Here is a 26,723-nt window from a genome sequence, read left to right as displayed (position 1 = left end):
GCACTTAGAGTGGGTGCGTTGCCGCAGTCCCGTCGTGAGTAATGAGGTTCTGTTGTTCCCCTACACCGGCTCCGGTCCTTACTGCTTTTCCGATTCGCTCTCGATGGCTCTGGGCCCGGATTCGCCGGGTTCGGGGGTGCTGGAGGTGCTCACCGGGTCACCCTTCGGCTTCCAGCTCATCAATGGGACCCTGCCGTTCTTCGATCCGTTCGGCTGGGATCCGGAGATCGGGCTCACCGCGGCGCTCGACCTGCTCGGCTTCGAGTGCCTGCGCAGTGACGGCGACACGGCCGCCGACGCGGAGGACCGGCTCCGGGAAGCGGTGGCTGAAGGGCCCGTCCTGGTGGGCCCGTTGGAGATGGGCCTGCTGTGGCAGGAGCCCGGGTCCGGCACCGCGGTCGGCGCCGACCACTACGTCCTGGTCGTGGAGGTCGACGCGGACACCGTCGTCTTCCACGATCCGCACGGCCACCCGTGGGCGACGCTGCCGATGTCCGACTTCCTGACGGCATGGCGCGCCGAGGAAATCGACTATGTGGAACGGCCGTTTGTCCTGCGTTCCCGGTTCACGCGGACCCGCGACACCTCGGCGGCGCAGGCACTGCGCGCCTCGCTGCCCCGTGCCGTGCGGCTGCTGGAGGCGTGCGAGAGCGGGGCCGCCGGGATGTCCCCCGACTCCCTCGGCGGCGGCGCCGGTCTGGAGCGTCTCGCCGATCTCGTGGCCCAGGGGCTGGACGAGGACATCCGGGGCGTGATGGCGCGGTTCTCCGTACGGGCCGGGGCGCGGCGGTTGTCCGACGCGGCCGTCTGCCTGGCGGGGCTGGGATACGCCGGCCCGGCCGAGGTGCTGACCCGGCAGGCCCGGATCCTCGGTGCCCTGCAGCTCCCGCTGATCACCGAGGACGATGCCGCCCTCGAGGCGGGGCTGCGGCGGCTGGCCCCGACCTACACGGAACTTCGTGAGGTGCTCGCCAAGGAGCTGGCCGCGGAGGACGAAGCTCCGACGGGCTGACCGGCCCCCGGCCGGCCGGAGCGGGCGGACCGAACGCTCACCGGCCGACCGGCCGGTGAGGGTCCGGTCCTCACTCGGCGTCGGCACCGGGACCCCGTTCCAGCAGCCGCAGCCGGTCGGGGGAGGGGACCGGCTCGCCGGCTCCGAGCTCCGCGACGATCCGCAGCGCATCACAGGCCGGACCGGCCACGCGGCGGCCGTCCTCCAGAGCGAAGGACGAGTGGTGCAGCGGACAGCGGATCTGCATCCTGTCCTCGTCGAGGTGGCCGAAGAGCAGCCGCCCCTGCCGGTGGGGGCAGGTGGCCGAGACCAGCAGCCGCCGGCCTCCCATCGCCACCAGGACGAGGTCCTCGCTCACCTGCCGGACGGAAGGGGAGCCGTCCGGCTCCGCGGCAGAGATGGGCGCGCTCATGCCGAACCCGCCTTCCGGGCCAGGGAGATCGCGGTCTCGGTCGCATCACCGACGATGGCACTGGTCAGTTCGACGCCCGCCCACACCTTCGCCAGGTCGAGTTCCCGGGCCGCGCCCGTCTCCCGGATCGCCACCCGCATCTGCTTGCTGTGGTAGGTGTCGATGTAGAGGTGCTCCGTGTAGTACTTCCCGGAGGTGAGCCCGAGCCGACGGGCCGCCTGGGCGAAGCTGCGGAACCCGTACAGCACACTGGCCTCGAAGTAGGCGTACCCGCCGAGGAAGTACTCCGGGGAGGGGGCGCGGGAGGCCAGCCAGTGGAACATGTTGACGTACGCGTGGCTCTGCGGGCTGTAGCCCTCGCGGTACGCCTCCACGTCCGTGGGCATCTCCAGCTCCCGCAGCAGCTCGCGGTAGAGCTCCGAGTGGGCCATGTCGTCGTTGCCGCAGCCCAGTTCGTCCACCATCACCCGGAACACCGCCATCCCGGCCCGGTACGGGAGCCGCGGAACCACGGGCAGGAGGTTGAGGGACTCGGTGAGACCGTCCTTGGCGAACTCGCCGACCACAACCTTGAACTGATCGAGCGTCGCCTCCTCGGCGAGGAAGCGGTGGTTGTCGGAGGCCGTCATCCCCTCGCGGGACAGGAACGCCGACAGCTCCCGCAGCAGCTCCGTGTGCGAGGCGAACTGCGGGGCGGTCCGGCGGTAGCCCTCGGCGAGCGGGTTGATCCAGCGTTCCTCCAGCCGGATCGTCTCCTCGTACTCGGCCGCGGTCGGCACCGTCGTGTAGAGGTCGTAGAGCCGGCTCTGGTCGATGTCGGTGCAGGGAATCGGGACGGGGGACGGCGCGATGGTCATGAGGTGCTCCACAAGTGCGGCTGAGCTGAAAAGTCGCCGGTTGGTAGGGTGAATCCGCTGATCGGACAGGTGGCCGTGCAGCTGTCCCCCGGGGGCGGTGCGTTGGTGCGGCCGGAAACGGAGTGGTCATGGTTGTGGCGCGTCGTCCGGTGCTGGACACGTCCGACCCGTGGTTCCAGCGGCGCCCCGTCGACCGGCCCCGCCTGCGCCTGGTGTGCTTCCCGCACGCGGGAGGCACCGCCCACAGCTACTTCGGATGGCCCGCCCGGATGCCGGCCGGGGTCGAGGTGCTGGCCGTGCAGTATCCCGGTCGGCAGAATCGATTCGCCGAACCCTGCCTCACATCCATGACCGAGCTGGCGGACGCGGTCACCATCGCCCTCAAGGCCTACCTCGGACCTCCGATGGTGTTCTTCGGGCACAGCATGGGCTCCGCCGTCGCGTACGAGGTCGCGGTCCGGATCCAGCAGGAAACCGGCGACTGTGTCCGGCAGTTGCTGGTCTCCGGCCGGGGCGCGCCCCACCGCAGTTACGCCGGTCGCGGCACCCGGGCGCTGGACGACGACGCGCTGGTCGCGCTCGTGCGCAGGCTCTCCGGAGCCGATGCCGAGGTCTACGACCACCCCGAGATGAGGGAACTGCTGCTGCCCGCGCTCCGCGCGGACTACACGCTGCTGGACGGTTACGACCCGGCCCGGCCGCCCGTGCGTCTCGCCGTGCCGATCACCGCGTACGGCGGTGAGGACGACCCGGCCTGCCCGGTCGCGGAACTGGACACCTGGGCCGAGGTGACCGAGGCCGGCTCCGAGGTCGTGACCTTCTCCGGCGGCCACTTCTACCTGCGCGAACACGAGGCCGCGCTGGTGCACCACCTGACGCGGCGCCTGCCCCTGGACGCTCCGGCGGGCTGAAGCGGGGCCGGTCCGGCGGATCACGCCGGGCCGGGCCCTCACGCGTCACCCACCGGGTGGTCGGGGTCCGCCGCGACCGACTCCAGCAGCCGCAGATAGTCCTGCGCCAGCGCCTCGGCCCCCTGCGCGTCGAACAGGTCGAGGTCGTACTCCAGACGGCCCGTCAGACCCCCCTGCCCGTCTTCGTCCAGGGCCAGCGCCACATCGAACTTGGCCGTGCCGGTCTCGCACGTCTCGACGGCGGTGTGCAGTCCCGGCATCTCGGGCGCCCGTGAGGGCGTGCTGCCGAAGGTGAACAGCAGCTGGAACAGCAGGGTGTGGCCGGCTTCGCGCGCCGGCCTGAGCTCCTCGACCATGCGCTCGAACGGTACGTCCTGATGGGTCAGCGCCTCCTGGACGCTGCGCCGCGTCTCCGCCAGCACGTCCCGGAACCGCGCCCCGGGCGCGACGGCGGTCCGCAGGCACACCGTATTGACGAACATCCCTACCACGTCGGCCAGTTCTGGCCGGTCCCGGCCCGAGGTCAAGGTGCCCACCACCAGGTCGCGGGCGCCCGAGGCGCGGTGGATCTGCTCGTAGAACGCGCTGAGCAGCACCATGAAGAGGGTGGCCTGCTCACCCGAGGCGATCCGGCGCAGACGCACCGTCAGTGCGGTCGGCACGCCGAACGCGACGGATGCCCCCCGCCGGGTACGGGCCGTTCCGCCGGGCCCGGTGAAGGGGAGCCGGGTGGTCGCCGGGGCACCGGACAACTGTTTGCGCCAGTAGGCCAACTGCTCGTCGTAGCCCTGCCCGTGCGCCTGGAGCTGCTGCCACCGTGCGAAGTCGGCGTACTCCACCGCCACCGGGGGGAGCTGAGCCGGCCGTCCGGCGAGCGCGGACCCGTAGAGGGTGCCGAGTTCGTCGTACAGGATCTCCATCGAGGCGCCGTCGAAGACGATGTGGTGGAAGGTCAGGACCAACAGGTGTTCGGCCGGGGCGCGGCGGATCAGGGCGGCCCGCATCAGGGGGCCGTGGACCAGGTCGAACGGCCTGCGGACCAGCTCCGCCACCGCGGCGGACACCTCGTCGTCGGGGCTGCCCTCGAGGTCGACGGCATCGAGCTCCGGTCCGAGCGGATCCGGCTCCCGCAGCACCTGGACCGGACGGCCGTCCTCGGTCGCGAACACGGTGCGCAGGGCGCCGTGGCGGGCCTGCAGGGCGCTCAGCGCCGTACGGAGGGCCTGCTGATCGAGCGTCCCCGTCAGCCGCAGGACCACCGGCTCGTGGAAGCGGGGCGAAGCAGGGGCGAGCTTGTGCAGGAGCCACATCTGCTGCTGGGCGAAGGAGGCGGGCGAGACCCGGCCCTGGGAGCCGCCCCCGGAAGCGTCCCGAGGCCATGCCGGGAAGGCCGGCTCTCCTGCTCCGCCGGCCGGCGCGCGGTCGGCGTCCTCCCGCTCGATCGCCGCGGCCAGGGCCGCCACCGTGTGCGCCTGGAACACGGTCCGCTGGCGTACGGCGAGCCCCAGGCGGGAGCGGCACGCTGCCGCCAGGCGCACGGCGGTCAGCGAGTCGCCGCCCAGCCCGAAGAAGTCGTCGTCGATCCCGACCGGCGCGGTCCCGAGGACCTCCTCCCAGACGGACACCAGCCGGGCTTCCAACGCGGTCCGGGGCGCGGCCGCCGCGCGGTCCGCGGCCGGGTCGGCGAGCGGCATGGTGCGCAGCGCCTGGCGGTCCACCTTGCCGTTGGCGTTCAGGGGCAGGGCGGGCACGGCCGCGAACCGGGCGGGGACGAGGGCGGGCGGCAGGGTCTCGCGCAGCCGGGCCCGCAGGGCCGCCGTCTCGGGCGTTCCGGCCCACACCACGCAGGCCACCAGCTGTTCCGCACCGGAGCCGTCGGCCCGTGCCAGTACGGCGCTCTCCAGCACTCCCGGGAACTGGCCGATGGCGTTCTCCACCTCGCCGGGCTCGATCCGTATCCCGCGGATGTTGAGCTGGTAGTCGATGCGGCCGAGGAACTCCAGCTCCCCGCCGGGCAGCCGGCGTGCCAGGTCCCGGGTCCGGTACATCCGCTCGCCCGGACGCCCAGCGAACGGGTCGGGCAGGAAGCGTTCGGCGGTCATGCCCGGCATGCCGATGTACCCGCGCGACACCCCCGGCCCGCCGAGGAACAGCTCCCCGGGCTCGCCCGTCGCCACCGGCAGCATGCGCTCGTCCAGGACGTACGCACGGGTGCCGGGCAGCGGCGTGCCGATGGGCACCCGGTCCCAGCCGCGGATCTCCTGCGCTCCCGCCTGCGTCTCGTACAGCAGCTGGGAGACCGTGGCCTCCGTTGCGCCGTACTCCTGGACGAGCCGCACACCCGTGGCGCACCACTCGGCGACCCGCTCGACGGCGACGGGCTCGCTGCCCACCACCAGCAGGCGCAGCGAGGCGGGGGCCACCGGCCCCGCCCCGGTGTGGAGCTCGCGCAGCCACTCGTACCAGTACGAGGGGGTCAGCTGGAGCACGGAGACCTGTTCGCGCACGATCAGGGCGAGCAGCCGGGCGCTGTCGGCGAGCTCCTCGGCCGGATCCAGGACCAGGCAGGCCCCGGCCGCCCAGGTGGACAGCACCTCCTCGGCGGCCACGGAGAAGCCGATCGAAGCGAACTGGAGGACCCGGTCCGCCGGGGTCAGGTCCAGCCGCTGCGCGATGCCCGACGCCAGGGAGGCCAGCGGGCCGTGGGAGAGGGGCACGCCCTTCGGCCGCCCCGTGGAGCCCGAGGTGTACGCGATCCAGGCGAGGTTCCCCGGCCGGACGGCCGTCGCACCGGCGGCGGCACCGTGGCGCCCGTCGGATCCCGCGGCGGCAGGGTCGGCCTGGTCGGCAGGGTCGCCGCCCGGCCCGTCCACGAGGAGCACCTGCGCCGTGTGGTCGGGGAGTTGGTCCGCCAGCGCGGCGGAGGTGAGCAGGACGGGTGCACCCACGTCCGCCAGGATGAAGCCGAGCCGTCGGCGCGGGTAGCCCGGGTCCAGCGGGACGCACGCCCCGCCGGCCTTGATCACGGCGAGCAGCGCGACCGCCAGCTCCACCGAGCGGCGCAGGTGGACTCCGACCGCGACCTCGGGTCCGACGCCCGCAGCGCGCAGCCGGCCGGCGAGCCGGTCGGCGCGCTCGTCGAGGACGCGGTAGCTCAGTACGACGCCGCCGCAGCTGAGCGCCGGTGCCTCGGGTGTGGCGCGGACCCGCTCCGCGAACAGGGCGTCCAGCGTGCCCGGCCCGGGGGCGGTGGGGGTGGGGGTGGCGGCAGGGGTGGGGAAGGTGGTCACGGCACCAGCACCACCTTCGTGGCCTGTCCGGAATCGAAGAGCTTGAAGCCTTCCTCCGCTTCGGCGAGGGGCAGGCGGTGCGAGATCACGAACGTGGGGTCGATCCGCCCCTGTTGCACCGCCCGCATCAGCCGGTCCCGGACGCTGATCGGGTCGCCGACCGCGAACCGCAGGGTCAGCTCCTTGCCGAAGGCGAGGCCGGTCGGCATCGGCATGGCCTGCGAGGCGTGCGCGCCGGCCGCGCAGACCGTGCCGCGCGGGCGCACGATCTCCAGAGAGCTGCGCAGTGCGGCGTCCAGGCCGACGGCTTCGAGGACCACGTCCGCCCCGCGCCCTTCGGTGAGCGCGCCGACCCGGTCGGCGAGGTCGTCGCCGGGCTCCAGGGGGATCGCGCCGTGGCGGGAGGCCAGGGCGCGCCTGCTCGCCGCCGGGTCGATCGCCAGGACCCGGGCGGCGCCCATCAGTTGCGCCGACTTCATCGCCATCAGCCCCACCGGCCCGCAGCCGACCACGGCGACCACGTCGCCGGGCGCCACCTCGCCGCGCTCGGCGCAGGCGTATCCGGTGGAGAGGATGTCGCCGATGAAGAGCGCCTGCTCGTCGGTGACGTCGTCGGGGATGGGGGACAGGACGGTGTCCGCGAAGGGGACGCGCACGTACTCGGCGTGCCCGCCCGCGACCGCGGTGCGGCCCACCACCGTGTCGTAGCCGAACAGCCCGACCTCCGCGCACTGGTAGTGCCAGCCCTGCAGGCAGTACCAGCAGCGCCCGCAGGCGATCACGTCCGAGGCCACGACCCGGTCGCCCGGACGCAGGCCGTGCACGCCGGAGCCGGTTTCCTCGATGACCCCGGTGAACTCGTGACCGGTGACCGTGCCCGGCGTGAAGCCCGGGATCTCGCCGCGGTAGGGATGCAGGTCGGTGCCGCACACGGCGGAGCGGACCACGCGGACCACGGCGTCGCGGGGCCCTTCGAGGGAAGGTACGGGTACGTCGTCGGTCATGCGCACGTCGTAGGGCGCGTGCCAGCTCAGGGCCTTCATCGGATTCCTCCCCCGAGGGTGGTGGACAGGAGTGCGGCGGCCGCGCCGCCCATCAGGGAGGCGTACTCGGCCTCGGTCAGCGCGACCCCGTCCGGCCAGAGCGAGGCGTCGGCGGCCAGTTCGCGCATCCGGGACACCGAGTCGGTCATGGTGCAGAAGGGGTGGTCCGTCCCCCACAGGAGGCGGTCCAGTACGCCGAGGGAGCGGGCCTTCGCCAGGGCCGCGGCCACCGTGGCGGCTGGCCGGTACCAGCTGAAGATCGACAGGTCCGCGTGCACCCGGGGATGACGGACCATCAGGTCGAGGGCGGCGTCGGTCCATGGGGTGCCCAGATGGGCGAGGATCAGCCGCAGGCCGGGGAAGTCCCGGGCGACCTGGTCGAGGAGCCGCGGGGAGAAGAACCGCGGGTCGGCCTTCTTGGCGGGCGTGTACCCGGTGTGCACGAGCACCGGCACGCCGAGTTCCTGGGCCGTCTCGTACACGTCGTACCAGAGCGGGTCGGCCGGAGACATCCGCAGGTAGCACGGTGCGGTCTTGAGGCCCCGCAGACCGAGCTCGGTGACGGCGTGGCGCAGTTCGGCCGCGGCGCCGGGGGTGCCGGCGTCGACCGAGGCGAAGCCGGTGAAGCGCCCCGGATGGCGTGCGCACATCGCGGCGACGAACTCGTTGGGGACCTTGAAGCCCTCGACCCGCTGGACGTCGAAGGCGAGCAGGAACGCTTGGTCGACGCCCGCTTCGTCCATGTGCGCCAGCAGCTTCGCCTCGGGCGAGGTGAGCGCCTCGGCAGGCATCCCCGTGGTCGCCATCATCTCCTCGGCGAAGGAGGCGGTGAAGTGCTTGTAGTACTCGCCCGCGTGGACATGGGAATCGATGATCACGGAGTGCCTGCCAGTCGGTCGGCCGGCGCCGTTGCCGGGTGGCCGTGCGGTTCTCGGGTCCAGGTGACGAGGTGGACGGCCTTGGGGCCGAGCGTGAGGGGCTCGGAGTGACCGGCCCGGTGCAGGGTGGTGGCGACCGGGCGCGGCGCATGGTTGATCACCAGCGCGCAGCGCTCGTCGCCGCGCCCCAGGACGGTGACCTCGGTGTCCGGGCTGTCGGTGCGGACGTCTGCGGCCAGCGCTTCGGTGAGGCCCTCCGCCGCGGCGACATCGGCGTACAAGCGGTGCCAGGGCGCCGCGTCGAGGCGGTGAGGAGCATTCAACTGCCGCTCCAGCGGGGCGTTGAGGTGGTAGGCGACGCCCTCGCCGTAGGTGTGCCGGGTGAGTGCGGGGGAGCCGTCGGGGAAGGCCGCCAGGACCTCCGCGGTGGTCGCGGCGAGGACCGGGAGCTGGCCCGGCTCCCGTACGAGCGGGTAGTGCGTGCCCTGCCAGGTGAAGCCGTCGGCCTCCTCGGTGCGCAGGGTGAAGTCGACGATGCGGACCCCGAAGAGCTCCTCGCCCCCGAAACCGTGGAGCAGATCGCCCCCGGTGTAGAGGAGGATCCCGCCCCGGGCCACGTAGCCGGCCAGCAGCCGCTGGTCGTCGAGGGTGATATGCCCCACCGAGGGGCAGATCAGCAGCCGGTGGTCTCCCGGCGCGCCGCGGGTGAACTCGTACGGCAGCTGCGCGCGCTGGAGGAGCTGGGCGGCGTAGAAGCCCGCGGCCGGGTCGGCGCCGGCGCTTGCGAGGTATCCCGCGTCGCCCTCCGAGCGGTGCTCCGGCAGGTGGACGCCGACGGGCGAGGGCAGCGGCCGGAAGCCCGCCAGTTCGCCGGTCGCACGCCGGGCGAACTCCTGGAACGCCTCCATCGCGGGCTTCGGCGTGCCGTCGGTCCGCAGCAGCCCCACGAAGCGCTCGTTGGGGCGCAGCCGGTAGGGCTTGCGCTCCGTGGTGAAGTCCTGCCAGCACCACACGACGACCCCGCAGGCGCCGGCGGCGAACGCGCCGTGCGCCGCGACCCTCAGGTAGTCGCGTGCCGTCTCCTCGTCGCAGCCGTAGCTGCCGAGTTCGTCGACCAGGACCGGGCGGAAGGGGCGGCCCCGGCGTACCAGGTACGGCACGAGGGCGCCCGCCTTCGGGGAGGCGACCGATTCCATGTGGAACGGCGTCCACACCGGGAACCCGTGCAGGCCCACCAGGTCCAGCGGTTCGGCGTGCTCGGGACGGAAGGCGTGCTCGCCGGTGACCGCGGAGAGCTCGTTGGCCTGGAGGACCAGCGCGCCGGGATGGGCCTCGCGGATGGCGTCGGCCAGCGCGCCCCACCAGGCACGGACGCCGTCCGGCCCCAGCGACCCGGAGGCGGCCTGGTCGACGTGGATGACCTCGTCCCCGATGTCGTACGCGAGGACGTCCCCCGCGTCGCGCAGGGCTCCCGCGACGTGCCGGACGAAGGCCAGCTGGCGTTCGACCATGTCCGCGTCGTGCCACAGGTCCCGACCGGCACGCCAGGGCGGGTCGAAGCGCTGGCCGTTCATCCAGACGGTGAGCAGCGAGGGCAGGCACTGCAGGCCGTGGCGCATGGCGAGCGAGACGAACCGGCGCAGCCGCTGCGTCATCTCGGGGTCGTAGACGCCGGGCTCGGGCTCGAAGTCCGCCCAGAAGACGAAGAAGCGGACGGTGTTGAGGCCGGATTCGGCCATCGCGGCGAAGTCCGCGTCGAGCTGCTCGGCGTCCCATGCACGCCAGTAGTCGCAGCCGGTTTGGGAGGGATGGTAGTTGACGCCGATGCAGAAGTACGGTTCGCCGTCGCGCAGCAGCGCGCCGTCGCTCAGGGTGTACCGGCCGGCGGGAGGCGGCGTCATGCGGTCGCCCGCGCGGCCTGGCGGACCGCGTCCACCACGAGCGCCGTGTCGTCGTCGCTCATGTCGACGTACAGCGGCAAGGACAGCTGGCGCTCCATCGCGGCTTCGGTGACCGGGAGCTGGCCCTCGCCGTAGCCGAACCGCTCGCGGTACGCGGTGAAGAGGTGGCTCGGCGGGTAGTGCACACCGCTCTGGACACCCGCCGCGGTCAGGTGTTCCTGGAAGGCGGCCCGCGCCGTCCCCTCGGCGAGCAGGACCGGGAAGAGGTGGTGCGCGCCGAGCTCCACCGGGCGGTCCAGGAAGGGGATGTCGAGGCCCTCGACGTCCGCGAGCCCGGCGCGGTACTGCCGGACGATCTCCTCGCGGCGGCGCTGGCGGTCGGGCAGGCCGCGGAGCTGGACCAGGCCGATCGCGCTGCCGACCTCGGTGGGACGGTAGTTGAGGCCGAACCCGTCGACGTCGTAGACGGACGGGCCGCCGCGGTGGCGGTCCTGTGCGCTGACGGTGAGGGCGTGCGAACGCAGCCGCCGGATCCGTTCCAGGACCTCGGGGTCCCGCGCCACGACCATGCCGCCCTCGCCCGTCGCCAGGTTCTTGGTGGCGAAGAAGCTGTAGCAGCCGATGTCGCCGACCGTGCCGAGCACGCCGTGCTCCGAGCGGGTGGCCGGAGCGTGGGCGGAGTCCTCCACGAGGGCCACGCCGTGCTCGTGGGCGAGGGCAGCCAGGGCCGGCAGGTCCGCCGCGTAGCCGCCGTAGTGCATGGCGACGATCGCCTTGGTGCGGGGGGTGATGCGGGCGGCGACGTCGGCAGGGTCCACGCACAGGTCGTAGGTGCCGGTGATGTCGGCGAAGACGGGTGTGGCCCCGCTCAGGGTGACGACGGCGGCCGCCGAGACGAAGCTCAGCGACGGCAGGACCACCTCGTCGCCGGGGCCCAGGTCCAGGGCGAGGAACGCCAGGTGCAGGGCCGCCGTGCCGTTGCTGACGGCGACGCTGTCCGTGGTTCCCGCGGCTTCGGCGAAAGCCTGCTCGAACCGCCGGGTGACCGGCCCGTTCGACAGCCAGCCGGACCTGAGCACCTCCGCCACGGCGTCGGCCTCGTCGTCACCGAGCCGCGGGCGGTACAGGGAAACCTTCCAGTCGGACATCAATCCACCATCCCTCCGCGCGCCCAGGGCGGTGCGCGGGTCTTCGATCGGGTGCCGGGTGCATGTGCATCGGGCACTGCGGGCCGTGGTCGACGGGCGGCGGAGCCACCACGTGACCAGGGCCCAGGGCCTGTTGAGACAGGCCTTAGAGCGGGTGCCGACCCGTGCGGGCGGCGTCCGCGATGAGCCGGTCGTACACGTCCTCGACGCGGTCGGTGATCGATTCCCAGCCGAGTTCGCGGTCGACCCGGGCCCGGCCGGCGGCGCCGAGCGCCGCGGCCTCGCCGGGGTCGTCGAGCAGCCGGGTGACCGCCGCGGCCACCGAGGCGGTGTCCGGTTCGGCGATCAGCCCGTCCACGCCGTGGCGGACGACCTCGTCGCCGCCCATGAAGGTGGAGCCGATCACCGGTTTCCCGCTGGCCCAGGCCTCGACGTAGACCAGGGGGAACACGTCCACGGTCGACGGCAGGCAGAACACGTCGCACGCGGCGAGCGCATCGGCCTTCTCGTCTTCGCCGATGAGGCCCAGGTCCAGGATTCTGGGGTCGGCGTGCACGGCGAACAGCTCCGCGCAGTCCTCGTCCCAGTCCGGACCGGCGAAGACGAACCGGGTGTCGGGTTGGGTCCGCCAGACCGTCTTCGCCGCGTCGAGGACCAGTCCGTAGCCCTTGGAGCGCATCTTGCGGCCCACGAACAGCACCATGGGCCCCTCGATGCCGTGCCGCGCCCGGAATCCCGCGGGATCGGCCGTGCCGCTCAGATGTGCCCCCTGGCCGACGACGTGCAGCGCGGCCGGGTCGACCCCCGCGTCGCCGAGCATCCGGCGCTCCGCCTCGGTCAGGACGAACACGGCGTCCGCCCGGCGGCAGACGTCGAGGACGGCTTCCGGGTCCTGCCACACCCCGGGGGCCGAGGCCGGGGTGAACACGAACGGCACACCCCATTCCCGGGCGAGGCGCAGCGCGGCCTGCGGGTAGTCGGGCCACACCGAGTCGACGGCGTGGACCACGTCCGGACGGTCCGCCTCCGGCGCGGCGGCGGGCAGCACCTCGACGCTGACCCCAGCGCCGGCCATCCAGCGGGCGGACTCCTCGTCCATCTCGCTGGAGTAGAGGCCGACCGTGTGGCCCCGGCGCCGCAGGGACTCGGCGAGGTACTGGGTCATCACCTCCGCCCCTGCCCGCGCCGGGAAGTAGCCGCGGTGCACCACTCGTACGTGCGTCATGCCTGCGGAGCCCGGGACGCCCGTGCCCCGGCGTACCACGCGTAGGTCCGGCGGACGCCCTCGCGCAGGTCTACCTCGGGCTCGTACCCGGTGAGGGAGCGCAGCAGCGACACGTCGGGCACCCGGCGCTCGGGGGAGAGCGGCGGCGCGGGGTGGATCTCCAGGGCCGGGTGGCGGCCGACCGTGTCGAAGACCACGCGGGCGAGGTCCTCGATCTGGATCTCCTCGCGGTCGTTGCCGACGTTGACGAGGAGGGTCTCCTTGGTCGGCAGCGCCGTCAGGGCGGCGATGGCCTCCACGGCGTCGGTCACGTAGCAGAACGCCCGGAACTGGTCCGCACCGTAGATCTCGAACGGGTCGGCGCCGCCGAGCAGGCGCTCGATGAACTGCGGGATGACGTGCTCGTAGCCCATGCGGGGGCCGTAGACGTTGTGGAACCGCACCATGCGCAGGGGGAACCCGTACGCCTGGGCGTAGTTGCGGCACAGCAGCTCGCCGGCGATCTTGCTGAATCCGTACGAGGAGCGGGCCACGGTCGGGTCCGAGACGACCAGCTGGACGTCCTCGGGCGTCGGTACCGGAGCCACGCCGGCGGTGACGCTGCCCGCGTACGCCTCGCTGGAGGAGGCGAAGCACAGGGTGGCGCCGTCGAGCTCCCTGAACCAGTCGAGGAGGTGGATGGTCGACAGGAGGTTCGTGCGCAGGACCCGCTGCGGCTCCTCGTTGGAGTACACGACACCGACCACGGCGGCGAGGTGGTAGACCTCGTCGAAGTCGCGGGGCAGGTCGGCCGGCAGCGGCAGGGTCAGGTCGTGGGTGAACACCGAGACCCGGGTGCGCAGTTCATCGAGGTCGGCGTCCTCGCGGCCGCGGCTGAAGTCGTCGAGGAGGGTGACGTCGTGGGCGTCGGCGAGCCGGCGCGCCAGGTGCATGCCGATGAACCCGGCACCGCCGGTGATAAGGATCTTCTTACGCATGGCCGAGCCTCATAACGTTCTTCGAGGAGGAGGGAAGGATGCGCCAGGTGTCGTACACGACGGCCGGCGGCCGCATCCGGGCGACTAGGGCGTCCAGATCCAGGTCGCGGTAGGAGAGGTGGTTGTTGAGGAACACCGCGGCGTGTGCGTCGGTGAACCCCTCCTCCAGCTCCACGGGGCGCAGTCCGAGCGCCGCGATGCGCTCGCGCGGCACCGCGAAGTCGTGCGCGACGATCTCACCGACCCGGCCGCGCAGCAGCTCCAGGAGCGCTTCGTACGGGGCGCCGCGCAGGTCGTCCGTCTCGGGCTGGCCCTTGTACGCGAAGCCGGAGACCAGGATCTTCGCCTCGGCCGGGTCGCAGCCCTGCTCCCAGAGCGCGGCCATGACCCGCTCGCCGATCCGTCGCGGCAGCGACTCGTTGAGCGAGCGCGCGGCGGAGATCATGCCGGGGGTGTGGTCGTGCGGTTTGAGCGCGTGCATCAGCAGGTACGGGTCCTTGGTGAGGCAGCTGCCTCCGACGAAGCCCGGCATGCTCAGATCGGGGCGCGGGTAGTCCCGGTTGGCGCTGGCGATCAACTCGACCGCGTCCAGGCCGAGTTTCTCGGCCATGAGGGCGATCTCGTTGCCGAACCCGTAGATCAGGTCGGTGTGGCAGTTGCAGATCAGCTTGATCATCTCTGCCGCCTCGACGGAGGAGACGGGCACCACGGTGGGTGTCTGCGAGGAGAACAGCTCCGTGGCGCGGCGTACTGCCTCGTCGTTGATCCCGCCGACGATCTGCGGCAGCGACAGCAGTTCGGCGAGCGCCTTGCCCTGGATGGTCCGCTCCGGGCAGAAGGCGACGAGCGGATCGGCGACCTTGCGGCGCAGCAGCGGCAGTACCAGGTTGCGGGTCGTCCCGACCGGCACGGTGCTGCGGACGATCACGAGGGTCTCGTCGTCGATCCCCTCGGAGATCGTCTCGACGGCCGCTTCCAGGTGGGCCAGGTTCGGGTCCTGGCCGTCCGTCTGGATCGGGGTGCCGACGCAGATGATGACCACCGGCGGCAGCTTGCCGCCCGCCAGGTCGGAGGTCACGTGCAGCCTGTCTCCGACCGAGGTGCGGACGATCTCCTCGACCCCCGGCTCGGACAGCTGCAGGACGCCGGCGGCCAGGTCTTCGGCGACCGCCTTGTTGTACTCGTACCCGAGGACGCGCCTGCCGGTCGACAGCAGGGCCGCGGTGAGAGTGATGCCGACGTATCCGAGTCCTACGACGCAGACGTCGTAGTCCGCATAGGAAATGCGAGATTCCATGGTTCCCCCTCGGCTCTTGCTTTAGCGTGCAGAATGATCGGTCGATGCCCCGACGACCCAGAATGTCTTTTCCGGCTTTCCGCCGAGCTGACGCTTCTGGTCGTCGAGCCCCTTTACTTCGGAACCGCCCGCGTCGACCTCGCGGATACCCTGCTCCCACATCAGGCGGAACACGCTGAGCCATACGTACTGGGGAATCGCGGTGAACCCCGTGCTGTCCTTGAAGAGCCCGGTCAGGCGCTCCCGGAATCGCATGGTCATGGTGCAGTAGAGGGCCGCGCGCCGCTCGCTGATCCGCTCGCCCGCGAAGAACATCGCGGGGAATTTCTCACCGTCCTCGGTGACGATGTTGCCGAGGTAGGAGAAGTAGTCCTGTTCGTTCTTGCCGCCGGGCTGCTCGCGGACGATCGCCAGGTAGTCCTCCGGCGTGGAGCCGACGACCGTGCCCTGCTCCCGGCGGGCCTGGAAGTAGCTCTCCACCACGCTGCGGGCGCTCTCCTTCTCGGGCCCGGAGTAGTCGTAGGGCTCGATGGTGAAGGACAGGTGGGGATTGCGGTCCAGGAAATTCTGGAACCGGCGGTAGGCCAGCTTGTTCTTGTTCTTGTACTTCCGGCGCTCCTCGCCGGCCAGTTTCGCCACCTGGAGCTCGCCCTCGGCGTCCTGCTCGAACAGCTCGTCCAGGTAGTAGACGCGGTTGGGGAAGGTCTCGTCCTCCTCCGGCGCCCCGAGGTGCCAGGGGTCCGTCTCGATCCCCGAGAACCCGGCCGCGAGGAACTCGTCGCGGTCCTCGGGGGACAGGTGGCGGACGTACACGGAGGCCTTGGCCAGGCCGGCCTCGCGCACCGCCGCGATGAAGTTCCGGACGGCCGCCACCCGGCCGGGTCCCTTCGGGGCGACGATGTGGAGGTGCTTGGCGACGTGCCCCTCCTTGCTGAAGTACCCGACCCCGAAGATGTTGGTGCCGTCGTGGTAGACGAGACCGTTGGGGTATTTGCTGCTCGCCCCGCGGACGTTGTATCCGTTCGCGTAGAGCATCAGGCCTATGTGGCCCATCGCGAACGAGCCGTCTTTGTACTTGTCAATGGCTTCGAATGATTCTTCGACCGGAGTGATCTGGGAGCCGAAAAGGGCCCTCAGTCGATCCTCGAACTGGTCGCGTTCGGTCGCAAGAAGGCGCACCGGTATTCAACCTCCAAAAGGCTCCGCGATAAAATCTTGGTGCCCTGGTTCGTAGACGTGAAGCTTATCGTGTTCCGCGCTGTCGACAAAGAAGAAAAGGGATTGGTTTGTCGACCGGAGATGCTCTGGTGAATTCAGCGACCGGGCAGGACGTCCGCCCGGGAGCGCAGCCGCGCGGGCGCGGGCAGCGCCTTGCGGTCGAGCTTCCCGATCGGCGTCATCGGAAGGGCGCCCAGCACCACGAACTGACTGGGCACCATGTGCTCCGGCAGAGTGCGCCTGAGGTGGGTCCGCAGCTGCTCCCCGGTCGGCGCGGAGGGGCCGTCGGGCGCCGTGTAGGCGACCAGTCGGGGGCCGCCCGGCTGATCGTCGCGCAGTACCACCGCAGCGTGTACGACACCGGCGTGCGATGTCAACGCTTCCTCGATCTCTCCGAGTTCGACCCGGAAGCCGCGTACCTTGACCTGCGCGTCGAGCCGCCCGTAGTAGTCCAGCAGACCGCCGGCCGGCCGCCGGCTCACCCGGTCCCCCGTTCGGTACATCCGCGCGCCCGGGACGGGGCTGAACGGATCGGGCAGGAACCGCTCGGCCGTGAGCCCGGGACGCCCGTGGTAGCCGCGCGTCACCTGCTCGCCGCCGACGAAGAGCTCCCCTGACGTGCCGTCGGGCACCGGCCGCAGCTCCTCGTCCAGAACGTAGGCGCGGATCGCCGGCAACGGCCGTCCGATGGAGACAAGTTCGTCGTCCCAGTCGAGCAGCGCCGCCGCCGCGCTCACCGTCGTCTCGGTCGGGCCGTAGATGTTGAACACCTCGGTCACGCCCGCCGCCCGCAGGTCGGCGAGGAGCTGCTTCGGCATCGCCTCGCCGCCCGTGAGGACGGCCTTGACGCGCGGGGGCGGACCGCCCAAGGCCACCATGTGCGCCAGCGCCGACGGCACGGCGCACACCGCGTCCCCCTGGACCCAGGAGCCCTCCTCGCACAGCGAGAACACGTCCTGGGCGAGCATGACCTGACCGCCCGCGTAGAGCGGGGCGAAGATGTCGCACACGGAGAAGTCGAACGAGGTCGGACACGTCGCCACCATGGTCCCTTCGGCCGTAGGCCCCAGCAGGCCGACCGTTGCGGAGACGAACTCCGACATCGCCGCCCGGGGGACCAGTACGCCCTTGGGCCGTCCCGTGGAACCCGACGTGTAGATCAGGTAGGCCAGTTGGCCGCCGAGCGGCTCCTCGCGGACGCCGTCCGCCGCCTCCGCGGCGGCGGAGTCCACCAGTTCCTCCAGGACCAGCTCGGGACCGCCGTACCCCAGGCTGCCTGCGTGGCGCCGCTCGGCCAGCACCGCCGTCGCACCCGAGTCGGACAGCATGTAGCCGAGCCGGTCCTGCGGATAGGCGGGGTCCAGCGGAACGTAGCCCGCCTGCGCCTTGAGGGTGCCCAGCAGCGCCGCCAGCATCTCGGGCGTCCTGCCCGCGAGCACCGCCACCCTGCTCTCGCGCCCGATGCCCAGGGACCTCAGGTGCGCCGCGATCTTGTCGGCCGCCGCGTCGAGCTCCCCGTACGTCCAGGTCCGGCCCTCACCGGTGACCGCCGGGTGTCCCGGCCGACGAGCCGCCCATCCCTCGAACGCGGCGACGACGTCGACGACCGCCCGGGTGTCCGCTCCCGACAATGTGTCCTCCTTCTTTTCGCACTCGTGTGATCCGCACCGGCCGAGGGGCCCTCCCGGGGCCCGGCCCGGCGCTATGGCCGCTCTCCCGCGACCTGCCGCAACTGCCGTGCGAGGTACGGCGCCAGCGCACTGTCGGGGTGGGCCGCGATCTCCTCCGGCGGGCCGGCCGCCACCAACTCCCCGCCGTCCTCCCCGCCGCCGGGCCCGAGATCGACGATCCAGTCGCACGCCGCCGCGAACTCGACGCTGTGCTCGATCACCACCGCCGTGTTGCCCAGGTCCACCAGGTCGTGCACCACGCCCAGCAGGACCTGGACGTCCGAGAAGTGCAGGCCGGTCGTCGGCTCGTCGATCAGGTAGAGCGTCCGGCCGTCGTCCCTGCGCATCAGCTCCCGCGAGAGCTTCAGCCGCTGTGCCTCGCCGCCGCTGAGCGTCGTGGTGTCCTGGCCCAGCTTCAGGTAGCCGAGCCCGACCTGACACAGCATCCGCAGCGGCTGCGCCACCGCGGGCACGTCACCGTAGAGTTCGAGCGCCGCGGTGACCTCGAGATCCAGGGTCTGGGCGATGTCCTTGCCCCGGTACGTCACCTCCAGCACCCGCTGCGCGTAGCGCCGGCCCTCGCACGTCGGGCACTGCACGGAGAAGTCGGCCAGGAAGAGCATCTCGATGCGGATGGACCCCTTGCCCGCGCACCGGTCGCAGCGCCCGCCCTTCTCGGTGTTGAAGCTGAACATCGCGGTGGAGTACCGCCGGCGCACCGCCTCCTCGGTCTTCGCGAAGAGCTTGCGGATCTCGTCGAAGATCCCCACGTAGGTGGCCGGCGTCGAGCGGGACGAGGCGCCGATGGACTCCTGCGTCACGGTCACCACACGGCTGAAACCCTCCCAGCCCGTCAGCTCCGTGAACGGCCCCTGCGGGGCGCGGCGGCTGGTGAGCGCCTGCTGCAGCGCCGGCTCCAGCGTACGGGTGACGAGCGAGCTCTTGCCGCTGCCGCTGACGCCGGTCACACAGGTCAGCAGCCCCACCGGGATCGACGCGTCGACCCCGCGCAGGTTGTGCAGCCGTGCCCCGCTGAGGGTGAGCCAACGGCCGTCCGGGCGGCGCCGCTCCGGCCGCGGCGAGGCGACGGCCAGCTCACCGCGCAGGTAGGCGCCCGTACGCGAATCGGGGTGCGCGATGACCTCGGCGGTCGGCCCCGCCGCGATCACCAGCCCGCCCCGCGTTCCGGCGCCCGGCCCCAGGTCCACGAGGTAGTCCGCCGCCTCCATGGTCTCCTGGTCGTGCTCCACCACCAGGACCGTGTTGCCCGCGTCCGCGAGCCGGCGCAACATCGCGATCAGCCTGCCGTTGTCCCGGGAGTGCAGCCCGATCGACGGCTCGTCCAGGACGTAGGTGACCCCGACCAGCCCGCAGCCGAGCTGCCGGGCGAGCCGCAGCCGCTGTCCCTCGCCCGCGGAGAGCGTCGGCGCCGACCGGTCCAGGGACAGGTAGCCCAGACCGACGTCGAGCATGAACTCCAGCCGGACCTCGATCTGCGCCAGCAGTTCTTCGGCCAGGTCGGCGAGGAACGTCGGCGCCAGCTCCGAGCGGACGGCCTTCAGCCAGGCGGCCAGGCGGGCCACCGGCAGCGCGTTCACCTCGGCGATGTTCAGGTCCCCGAGCCGTACGGCCAGGGCCTCCGCGTGGTGGCGGGTGCCGCCGCAGACCGTACAGCCGCGGGCCGCCATGAACGCCTGGTAGAAGGACTTGCGTTCCGGGGAGTCCGCCTCGCGGAAGAGCCGTTCCAGATGCTGGGCCAGCCCGTCGAAGGGCTTCTTCTCCACCTGCGCCGCGAGCGCGGCCGGAAGGCGTTCGCTCGTAGAGCCCGCGAGGAGCAACTCCGCGACGCCCGGCGGCAGCTGGTACCAGGGCGTGTCCAGCCCCGCACCGGCGAGCTCCAGGACCGCGGGCAGCTCCCGCAGCGGCCACCAGGTCTTCTTGCTGCGCGTGCGGTCCCCGAAGAAGGTCAGCGCGCCGGAGCGCGCCGACTCCCGGGGATCACCGACGAGCAGCGCCGGGTCCACCCGGTAGGTGAAGCCGAGGCCCTGGCACTCCTCGCACATGCCGGCGGGCGAGTTGGGGGTGAACCAGTGCGAGGACACGGCGCGGGCCTCCGTGCCGCAGGCGACACAGACCCAGCCCCCGGTGAGGTGACGCACCACGGTGGTGCTTCGCACGGCGACCAGCGGCTGCTCTTCCCGGTGGGCGGCCTCGATGGCCTCGCCGGCCCTGGCCAGATCCGCGGCGTCGGGAGCCGCGGGCAGGACGAAGACGCGGGTGGCGGGGCCCTCTTCGGACGGCCGGGACAGCACCAGTGGTCCGTCGGCCGCGGCCTCGGCGAGCGCCGCCAGGTGCTCGGGGACGTCCCGGGGCCGGATGTCCCGGCCGCAGCCGCGGCACTCGTGACGGCCGGCCCGCGCGAACAGCAGGCGCAGCCGGTCCGAGATCTCCGTGATCGTCCCCACGTTGGAGCGGGGATTGCGGCTGATCGTCCGCTGCTCGATCGCCACGGTCGGGCTGAGACCGCTGATCCACTCCACGGACGGCTTGGGCACCTTCGGCAGCTTGCGCCGTACGTAGGCGGAGAGGCTGTCGAGATACTGCCGGTACCCCTCCGCGTAGATCGTGTCGAAGGCCAGCGACGACTTGCCGCTGCCCGACACACCGGTGAACACCGTCACCCCGTGCCGGGGAACGGCCAGCTCGTCGATCCGCAGATTGTGCTCCCGGACTCCCCGGAGCGCGATCCAGTCGCGCGGATCGGTGGCGGCGGCGCTGCCGCTGCCGTGGTCGGCCCTGTTCATGTCCTCACCAGTTCTTCCTGAGCGTCGTTCAGTCGTGCGGGTAGGGCTCGGGGGGCACCGGCGTGCCCACCAGGATCCGGGCGGGCCGCAGGTATCCCGGCAGCAGCGTCCGCAGGCGGGCGGTCAGGCCGCCCGCGTCCGGCGCCGAACCGCTGCCGTCGTCCGCCACCGTCACGTGGGCGACCAGCGTGCCGTCGGCGTCGAAGTCCACCACCGCGCCGGTCACCCCGGCCAGCGCGGTCAGCGCCCAGCCGGCCTCGGCCGGCCTGACCCGGTAGCCGCTCGCGGTGGTCCGCTGCTCCCCGGCGCTGCCGAGCAGTTCGACCCCGCCGGCCGCCGGTTCCCGGGCGAGCAGCCCGGTGGCCAGCTCGCCGCCCGGCACCGGGGCACCGCAGAGCCGCAGCTCGCCGACGGCTCCCGGCAGCACCCGCCGTCCCCGCGCATCGGTGACCCGCAGCTCCGGACCCGTCTCGTCCGGGGCGAGGGACGGACCGCGCCCCTCGTCGGCGCCGGCCGGGACCGGCCACAGGGCCAGTCCCTCCGGACCGACCGCGCGCAGGACCGCGGGCGCGTCCGGGCCCGTGAGGGTCCCGGGCAGCCTGCCGTGGCGGCCCGTGACGACCAGGGTCCGCAGCCGCGCCGCGGCCGCCGGGGCGAGCCGGACCGCCTCGTCCGCGGGCAGCACCACGAGGTCGCCGTCGGGGGCCTCGAGGACCTCCTCGGGCACCGCCGGGACCAGCGTCGCTCCGGCGTACAGCGGCAGCAGCACTTCGATCAGCGCCGTCGCCGTCCCCGCGGCGCCCGAGGCCAGGCAGCGGTCGACCGCCCCGACCGCGCACCGGTCGGCCCATAGCCGCAGGATCTCGGCCAGGACGGCGGGCTCCAGTACCCGGCCGTCGCCGGCGTCGACCGCCCGCCCGGCGCCCAGCGCCGCGAGGAGCCGCACGGCAGCCGCCGCGCCGTGGCCGACGGCCCCGGCCGGTTCCACCGGGCCGTCGGCGCCCGCCGCACGCGCCGCCGCCTCTTCCTTCTCCACGCGCCGCCACAATTCGCCGTAGCTCACCGGGCCGTCGGCATCCGCGACGGCGGTGTGCCGGGGCTGCTCCCGAGCCCGGCGGCGCACCGCCTCGTACACGCCCTCCGCCGGGTCCGGCGCCGCGCGCGGCCCGGACACCGTGCCGACGGGGACGGCCAGCGCGTCCAGGGCGGCGTCCGGCTGCGCGAGCGCGGCCGTGAGCAGCTCCTCGTACTGGGCCACGAGACGGGCAGTGCCCTCGGCCGTGAACAGGTCCCGGCTGACGACGAACTGCACCGTCACCGTCCCGGGCCTCTCGACGAGCCGGACCTCGACGTCGAACGGGCTGGAGACGTGGGTCTCGCCGATCCGGGTGAACCCCACCCTCAGCTCGCCGAGTTCGGCACCGGCCACGGTGTTCATCGCCTGCACGCTCAGGAACATCGCCTGCGTGAGCGGGTTGTGGCTCTCCTCCCGCCGGGGCCGCAGCCTGCCGGTGATCCGGTGGGCCGGCATGTCCGCGTGCTCCTGCGCCTCCAGCACCGCGTCCCGGGTGCTCAGCAGCAGCTCGCGGAAGGTGGTCCCCGGCCCGTGCCCGGCCGCCGGAACGGAGATCATGTTGCCGAAGTCGCCGATGACGTGCTCGACCTCGGGCCGGGTGCGGTACGCCGTCAGCGTGGCCGTGGCGAACTCCTGCTGTCCGGTCGCACGCGCCAGCAGGAGGTGGAACACCGCGGTCAGGGCCATGTACGTGGTGACGCCCGAGCCGCGGCACAGGCCGCGCAGCCGCTCGGTGTACGCCTCGTCCAGGTGCAGGTCGTGCAGCGTGCCCAGGAAGGAGCGGGTGGCGGGACGCGGCAGGTCGGCCGGCAGGTCGAGCAGCGCCGGGAGCGCGCGCAGCTTGTCCTCCCAGTAGGTGAACTCGCCCTCCATCCGCGCCTCGTCCATCCACTGGCGCTGCCAGAGCGAGAAGTCGGCGTACTGGACGGGAAGCGGGGGCAGCGGTGAGGGCTCACCGGCGGCGAACGCCGCGTACAAGACGCCCACCTCGCGCACCAGCACCCCGATGGACCAGTCGTCGAAGACCAGTTGATGGGTGGTCAGGGCGAGGACGGCGTGGTCGTCGCCCAGCCGCAGCAGCAGCGCCCGCAGCAGCCGGCCCTCGGTGAGGACGAAGGGCCGCCGGCGGTCCTCGGCCACCAGCCGGGCGACCTCCTCGTCCTGCGCCGCCCCCGCCAGGCCGCGCAGGTCGTGCCGGACGACGATCTCATCCTCCTGCGGCTCCTCGGCCACCTGCACGGCGGTCCGGCCCAGCACGTGGAAGCTGCTGCGCAGGATCTCGTGCCGGACGGCGATCTCACGCAGGACGCGGTCCAGCACCTCGGCGTCCAGCGGCCCGTCGAGCCGCAGGGTGGCGCCCACGTGGTACATCGCCGAGGACGGCTGGAGCCGGCTGTTCCACCAGACCCACTCCTGGGTGTACGAGAGCGGGAAGAGGTTGAGGGCGCTGCCCTCGCTCTCCACCAGACGTCCCAGCCGACCCCGGTCCGCCGCCGACAGGGCGGCCAGTTTCTCGCTCCAGCGCATCAGATCACCCCTCGCCGTCCGTCAGCGCGCCGAGCCGGGACAGGAGGTCGTCCAGGCCCGCGTCGGTACGGGTCACCGAACGGATCGGGCCGGGGGCGCCCGGCGCGGCCCCGCCGCTCTGCTGCTCGATGAGGGCGGCGAGCGCGGCGACGGTCTGCGCCTCGAAGAGCGAGCGGACCGGAATCTCCACGCCGAGGGCCTCGCGCACCCGGTGCGTCACGACCGTGGCCAGCAGGGAGTGACCGCCCAGGGCGAAGAAGTCGTCGTGCAGGCCGACCCGGGGCACCGCGAGCACCTCGGCCCAGATGGCGGCCAGCGTCTTCTCCGTCCCGGTGACGGGCGCGACGTAGCGCTCCTCCGCGTCGCGCTCGGCGGCCGGGGCGACGGGCAGGCCCTGCACGTCGATCTTTCCGCTGCCCAGGCGGGGGAAGCCGGCGAGCCGTACGAAGACGGCCGGCAGGAGGTACTCCGGCAGGGCGGCCCGCATGTGGTCCCGCAGCTCCCGCGCCGTGGGCGCGGCGCCGTCCGCCGGCGTGTAGTACGCCACCAGGCGGCGGTCGCGGTCATCGGTGCCGTCGGCGCCCACCACGCACTCGGCCACGCCGGGATGCTCGCGCAGCCGGGCCTCCGCCTCACCGGGCTCCACCCGGAAGCCGCGGATCTGCACCTGCCGGTCCGCGCGGCCGACGAACTGCACGGTCCCGTCAGGACGGTGGCGCCCGAGGTCACCGGTGCGGAACCAGCGGTCCGCGGCGTCCCCGGTGAGTGGGTTCGCGAGGAACCGCTCGGCGGTGAGCCCGGGATCCCCGAGGTACCCGTCGGCCAGATGGGGGGAGCGGACGTGGATCTCCGCCAGCTCGCCCACGCCGGCCGGTGCGCCGGCCGGGTTGAGCAGCACCAGCTGGACGCCGTCGATCCCCGGACCCAGGGGGATCTCGGCTGCCGGTTCGCCGTCCGGCACCTCGTAGGCGCTCACCGCCTGGGGCGTTTCGGTCGCTCCGTAGAAGTTGACGCACCGCACGCCGGGCGCGAGGGAGCGGGCCAGCGCGACGTGGCGCCCCTGCAGCCGGTCGCCGCCGAAGAACACGTACCGCAGCGGGACCGCGGCGGCCGCGGACGGCGCGCCACCCGTGAGGAACTCCAGCGTCGCGGGCGTCAGGTTGGCCACGGTGATCTGCGCTTCGGCCAGCCAGGACGCCAGCTTGCCGGGCAGGGCCGCGTGGTCCGGTACCCAGACCGTGGCGCCGAGCGTCAGCGGTACCAGCGTGTCGCGCAGCATCGGGTCGTGGCCGGGCGCCGACAGCAGCGCGAACCGGTCGCGGTCCGTGAGCCCGTACGTGTCCCGGTACCAGGCGGCGAAGTGCGCCAGCGGTCCGTGCGGTCCGCGTACGGCCTTGGGGCGGCCGGTGGAGCCCGAGGTGAAGGCGAGGTAGGCGGGCGAGCCGGCGCCGACGGTGACCGCCGGAGGCGTGTCGGGGAGCTCCGACAGCGCCTCCCAGCAGGGCAGCGTCGTCTCGGACACGGCGGTGGCGCGGGCCGCCCGGACCACCTCGTCCGGGGCCTGTGCACCGTTGGTGGTGATCCAGCCGCGGGGGGCGGCGAGCCGTATCTGCTCCGCCAGCCGCGCGGCGGGCTCGGCGGTGTCCAGCACGAGGAAGGCCGCTCCGGCGCTCAGCGTGGCGAGCATCGCGCAGACCAGCTCCGCTCCGCGCGGCCCGTACAGCGCCACCACGTCGCCCGGCGCCACCCCGTCGGCGAGCAGCCGGTGCGCGAGCCGGTGCGAGCGCTCCGCGAGCAGGCCGTACGTCCAGCTCTGCGCGGGCTCCCGGACGGCGATCCGGTCCGGCTCCTGCCGGGCCCGCTCGGCGAACGCCCCGGCCACGCTGCCGGTCCACGCGGCGTACAGTGCGGCGGCCGGATCGGGCAGCACCGTGAGGGCCGCGCCGGTCACCAGGCCGAACCGCGAGATCTCCCGGTCGGGAGCCTGCGCGAGCTGCCCGGCGAGGTGTACGTACTGGTCCATCAGGTGGCCGGCGCGCTCGGCGCCGAACAGGTCGGCGTTGTAGACCAGCGTCAGGTCGCTGCCCTCGGTCCCGACGTACAGCGTGAGGTCGAACTTGGAGCCCGTGTCCGGAACGTGCAGGAACTCGGCCGCCAGACCCGGTAGTTCGAGCCGCTGCTCGGCGAACGGGACCATGTTGAAGAACACCTGGAAGACGGGCGTGCGGTCCAGGCGCCGGGTCGGCTGCAGATCGATGAGGATCCGCTCGAACGGCACGTCGCGGTCGGCGTACGCGTCGTACGCGGTGTCCCGCACCTGCGCGAGCAGGTCCCGGAAGGCCGGGTCGCCCGAGAGGTCGGTGCGCACCGCCAGCGTGTTGATGAAGAAGCCGATGAGCGGCTCGATGTCCGAGTGGTTGCGGCCCGCCTCGGGAATGCCGACGATCAGGTCGTCCTGGCCGCTGTGGCGGTGCAGCAGCACCTTGAACGCGGCCAGCATGGTCATGAAGAGCGTCGCGCCCGACTCCTGGCTCAGCCGCTTGAGGCCGTCCACCGTCTCCGGCGGCAGGGCGCGCTCGATGCGCGCGGCGCGGAAGGTCTGCACCGCGGGCCGCGGCACGTCGAGCGGCAGGTTCAGGTCGGGCAGCTCGCCGCCCAGCCGCTCCCGCCAGCGGGCGAGCTGCTCCGCGCACGCCTCGCTCTCCAGCCACTCGGCCTGCCAGGCGGCGAAGTCGCCGTACTGGAGCTTCAGCTCCGGCAGGTCGGCGGGCCGGTCCTCCGCCAACGCCCGGTAGCACACGGCCAGTTCGTTGGCGAGGACCGAGACGGACCACCCGTCGGCCACGATGTGGTGCAGCGTGAGCAGCAGGATGTGCTCGTTCTCGCCCGTCCGCAGCAACGTCGTGCGCAGCAGGGCGTCCCGCGCCAGGTCGAAGGGGGCGACGGCCTCCGCCTGGGACAGGCGCCGGGCCTCGGCCTCCCGCTCGGCCTCGGGCAGCTCCCGCAGGTCGCGCAGGGACAGCGGGATCCGCCGCTCGGGCGTGACCCGCTGCACCGGACGCCCCTCGGGGGCCTCGAAGTTCGTGCGCAGCACTTCGTGCCGGGCGACGATCAGACCCACGGCCCGCTCCAGCAGGTCGGTGTCCAGCGCTCCGCTCAGCCGGATCGCCGCCGGCATGTGGTAGGAGGGGTTGCCGGGCTCCATCCGGTCCAGCAGCCACAGCCGTTCCTGTACGGGGGCGAGCGGCAATGTGCCGTCGTGGGACCGGGGCACGGGCCGCGGCCCCGCCGCGGCCCCGCCGGCCGTCAGGAAGGCGATCAGCTCGTCCTTGTGCGCGGTGATCTCGGCGCGCAGCTCCTCGGGGAGGCCCTGCGCCGGTGCGCTGTAGCGCAGCCGGCCGTCCTCGAGGCGGAGGTGGATGTCCTGCTCGCGCAGGCGGCCCATCAGGTCGATCAGCGACATGGTGCGTCGCACTCC

Annotated in this window: 17 protein-coding genes; 2 read left to right on the top strand and 15 right to left on the bottom strand. The window is 72.7% G+C overall.

The window, feature by feature from the left end; genetic code table 11:
- The first annotated feature begins 52 nt into the window (after positions 1-52).
- Complete coding sequence (locus ABZX75_RS05260) at positions 53-1,012, top strand: hypothetical protein (protein ID WP_355408486.1); 960 nt, start codon at positions 53-55, stop codon at positions 1,010-1,012.
- A gap of 70 nt (positions 1,013-1,082) precedes the next feature.
- Here the strand turns inward: ABZX75_RS05260 and ABZX75_RS05255 are convergent, their stop codons facing one another.
- Entirely contained in the window at positions 1,083-1,424 is a 342-nt protein-coding gene (locus tag ABZX75_RS05255) for a Rieske (2Fe-2S) protein (protein ID WP_355408036.1), read from the bottom strand.
- The gene (locus tag ABZX75_RS05250; RefSeq protein ID WP_355408034.1) at positions 1,421-2,281 is read right to left on the bottom strand and encodes an iron-containing redox enzyme family protein; all 861 of its coding nucleotides are present in this window, start codon (positions 2,279-2,281) and stop codon (positions 1,421-1,423) included. Before ABZX75_RS05250 ends, ABZX75_RS05255 begins: the two co-directional genes overlap by 4 nt.
- Before the next feature lie 128 nt (positions 2,282-2,409).
- Here ABZX75_RS05250 and ABZX75_RS05245 point away from each other — a divergent pair, with 128 nt between their 5' ends.
- Positions 2,410-3,192: an alpha/beta fold hydrolase gene (locus tag ABZX75_RS05245; protein ID WP_355408032.1), complete on the top strand. Its 783-nt coding sequence runs from the start codon at positions 2,410-2,412 to the stop codon at positions 3,190-3,192.
- A 38-nt stretch (positions 3,193-3,230) separates the two neighbouring features.
- On the opposite strand, the gene ABZX75_RS05240 is transcribed toward ABZX75_RS05245, so the two are convergent.
- The 13 genes from ABZX75_RS05240 to ABZX75_RS05180 all read right to left on the bottom strand — a co-directional run bounded on the left by ABZX75_RS05240 (position 3,231) and on the right by ABZX75_RS05180 (position 26,708).
- Positions 3,231-6,482 carry an amino acid adenylation domain-containing protein gene (locus ABZX75_RS05240; RefSeq protein WP_355408030.1) on the bottom strand — a complete coding sequence of 1,084 codons (3,252 nt, stop codon included), beginning with the start codon at positions 6,480-6,482 and terminating at the stop codon, positions 3,231-3,233.
- On the bottom strand, positions 6,479-7,525 hold the full coding sequence (locus tag ABZX75_RS05235; protein WP_355408028.1) for an alcohol dehydrogenase family protein: 1,047 nt from the start codon (positions 7,523-7,525) through the stop codon (positions 6,479-6,481). The genes ABZX75_RS05240 and ABZX75_RS05235 overlap by 4 nt, the downstream gene beginning before the upstream one ends.
- Positions 7,522-8,403 carry an amidohydrolase family protein gene (locus tag ABZX75_RS05230; protein WP_355408026.1) on the bottom strand — a complete coding sequence of 294 codons (882 nt, stop codon included), beginning with the start codon at positions 8,401-8,403 and terminating at the stop codon, positions 7,522-7,524. The genes ABZX75_RS05235 and ABZX75_RS05230 overlap by 4 nt, the downstream gene beginning before the upstream one ends.
- Positions 8,400-10,304 (bottom strand): beta-galactosidase, encoded by a 1,905-nt coding sequence (locus ABZX75_RS05225; RefSeq protein WP_355408024.1) that lies wholly within the window; start codon positions 10,302-10,304, stop codon positions 8,400-8,402. The genes ABZX75_RS05230 and ABZX75_RS05225 overlap by 4 nt, the downstream gene beginning before the upstream one ends.
- Positions 10,301-11,452 carry a DegT/DnrJ/EryC1/StrS aminotransferase family protein gene (locus tag ABZX75_RS05220; RefSeq protein WP_355408022.1) on the bottom strand — a complete coding sequence of 384 codons (1,152 nt, stop codon included), beginning with the start codon at positions 11,450-11,452 and terminating at the stop codon, positions 10,301-10,303. The genes ABZX75_RS05225 and ABZX75_RS05220 overlap by 4 nt, the downstream gene beginning before the upstream one ends.
- A 145-nt stretch (positions 11,453-11,597) precedes the next feature.
- Positions 11,598-12,677 carry a glycosyltransferase family 4 protein gene (locus ABZX75_RS05215; RefSeq protein WP_355408020.1) on the bottom strand — a complete coding sequence of 360 codons (1,080 nt, stop codon included), beginning with the start codon at positions 12,675-12,677 and terminating at the stop codon, positions 11,598-11,600.
- Positions 12,674-13,654: an NAD-dependent epimerase/dehydratase family protein gene (locus tag ABZX75_RS05210; RefSeq protein ID WP_355408018.1), complete on the bottom strand. Its 981-nt coding sequence runs from the start codon at positions 13,652-13,654 to the stop codon at positions 12,674-12,676. The genes ABZX75_RS05215 and ABZX75_RS05210 overlap by 4 nt, the downstream gene beginning before the upstream one ends.
- The gene (locus ABZX75_RS05205; RefSeq protein ID WP_355408016.1) at positions 13,647-14,951 is read right to left on the bottom strand and encodes a nucleotide sugar dehydrogenase; all 1,305 of its coding nucleotides are present in this window, start codon (positions 14,949-14,951) and stop codon (positions 13,647-13,649) included. Before ABZX75_RS05205 ends, ABZX75_RS05210 begins: the two co-directional genes overlap by 8 nt.
- A 21-nt stretch (positions 14,952-14,972) precedes the next feature.
- Positions 14,973-16,130 (bottom strand): hypothetical protein, encoded by a 1,158-nt coding sequence (locus ABZX75_RS05200; protein WP_355408014.1) that lies wholly within the window; start codon positions 16,128-16,130, stop codon positions 14,973-14,975.
- Positions 16,131-16,264: 134 nt separating this feature from the next.
- The gene (locus ABZX75_RS05195; RefSeq protein ID WP_355408012.1) at positions 16,265-17,800 is read right to left on the bottom strand and encodes an amino acid adenylation domain-containing protein; all 1,536 of its coding nucleotides are present in this window, start codon (positions 17,798-17,800) and stop codon (positions 16,265-16,267) included.
- A 71-nt stretch (positions 17,801-17,871) separates the two neighbouring features.
- A complete protein-coding gene (gene uvrA / locus ABZX75_RS05190; protein WP_355408010.1) occupies positions 17,872-20,643 on the bottom strand; it encodes an excinuclease ABC subunit UvrA in 2,772 nt (923 codons plus the stop codon).
- 28 nt (positions 20,644-20,671) lie between these two features.
- Positions 20,672-23,245 carry a condensation domain-containing protein gene (locus ABZX75_RS05185; RefSeq protein WP_355408008.1) on the bottom strand — a complete coding sequence of 858 codons (2,574 nt, stop codon included), beginning with the start codon at positions 23,243-23,245 and terminating at the stop codon, positions 20,672-20,674.
- 4 nt (positions 23,246-23,249) lie between these two features.
- Positions 23,250-26,708 carry an amino acid adenylation domain-containing protein gene (locus ABZX75_RS05180; protein ID WP_355408006.1) on the bottom strand — a complete coding sequence of 1,153 codons (3,459 nt, stop codon included), beginning with the start codon at positions 26,706-26,708 and terminating at the stop codon, positions 23,250-23,252.
- Positions 26,709-26,723 lie beyond the last annotated feature (15 nt).

Origin of the sequence: Streptomyces sp. NPDC003038 (assembly GCF_040611115.1) — a bacterium.
In the GTDB taxonomy this organism is placed as follows: domain Bacteria; phylum Actinomycetota; class Actinomycetes; order Streptomycetales; family Streptomycetaceae; genus Streptomyces.
Note: the sequence above shows the minus strand (reverse complement) of the source record. Positions and strands in the feature narration are given on the sequence as shown.

What these genes read in the sequence shown, in the direction of transcription:
- ABZX75_RS05235 (WP_355408028.1), bottom strand. Translation starts at nt 7,525, where the DNA reads ATGAAGGCCCTGAGCTGGCACGCGCCCTACGACGTGCGCATGACCGAC.
- ABZX75_RS05205 (WP_355408016.1), bottom strand. Translation starts at nt 14,951, where the DNA reads ATGGAATCTCGCATTTCCTATGCGGACTACGACGTCTGCGTCGTAGGA.
- ABZX75_RS05245 (WP_355408032.1), top strand. Translation starts at nt 2,410, where the DNA reads ATGGTTGTGGCGCGTCGTCCGGTGCTGGACACGTCCGACCCGTGGTTC.
- ABZX75_RS05250 (WP_355408034.1), bottom strand. Translation starts at nt 2,281, where the DNA reads ATGACCATCGCGCCGTCCCCCGTCCCGATTCCCTGCACCGACATCGAC.
- ABZX75_RS05210 (WP_355408018.1), bottom strand. Translation starts at nt 13,654, where the DNA reads ATGCGTAAGAAGATCCTTATCACCGGCGGTGCCGGGTTCATCGGCATG.
- ABZX75_RS05215 (WP_355408020.1), bottom strand. Translation starts at nt 12,677, where the DNA reads ATGACGCACGTACGAGTGGTGCACCGCGGCTACTTCCCGGCGCGGGCA.
- ABZX75_RS05225 (WP_355408024.1), bottom strand. Translation starts at nt 10,304, where the DNA reads ATGACGCCGCCTCCCGCCGGCCGGTACACCCTGAGCGACGGCGCGCTG.
- ABZX75_RS05180 (WP_355408006.1), bottom strand. Translation starts at nt 26,708, where the DNA reads ATGTCGCTGATCGACCTGATGGGCCGCCTGCGCGAGCAGGACATCCAC.
- ABZX75_RS05255 (WP_355408036.1), bottom strand. Translation starts at nt 1,424, where the DNA reads ATGAGCGCGCCCATCTCTGCCGCGGAGCCGGACGGCTCCCCTTCCGTC.
- ABZX75_RS05220 (WP_355408022.1), bottom strand. Translation starts at nt 11,452, where the DNA reads ATGTCCGACTGGAAGGTTTCCCTGTACCGCCCGCGGCTCGGTGACGAC.
- uvrA (WP_355408010.1), bottom strand. Translation starts at nt 20,643, where the DNA reads ATGAACAGGGCCGACCACGGCAGCGGCAGCGCCGCCGCCACCGATCCG.
- ABZX75_RS05185 (WP_355408008.1), bottom strand. Translation starts at nt 23,245, where the DNA reads ATGCGCTGGAGCGAGAAACTGGCCGCCCTGTCGGCGGCGGACCGGGGT.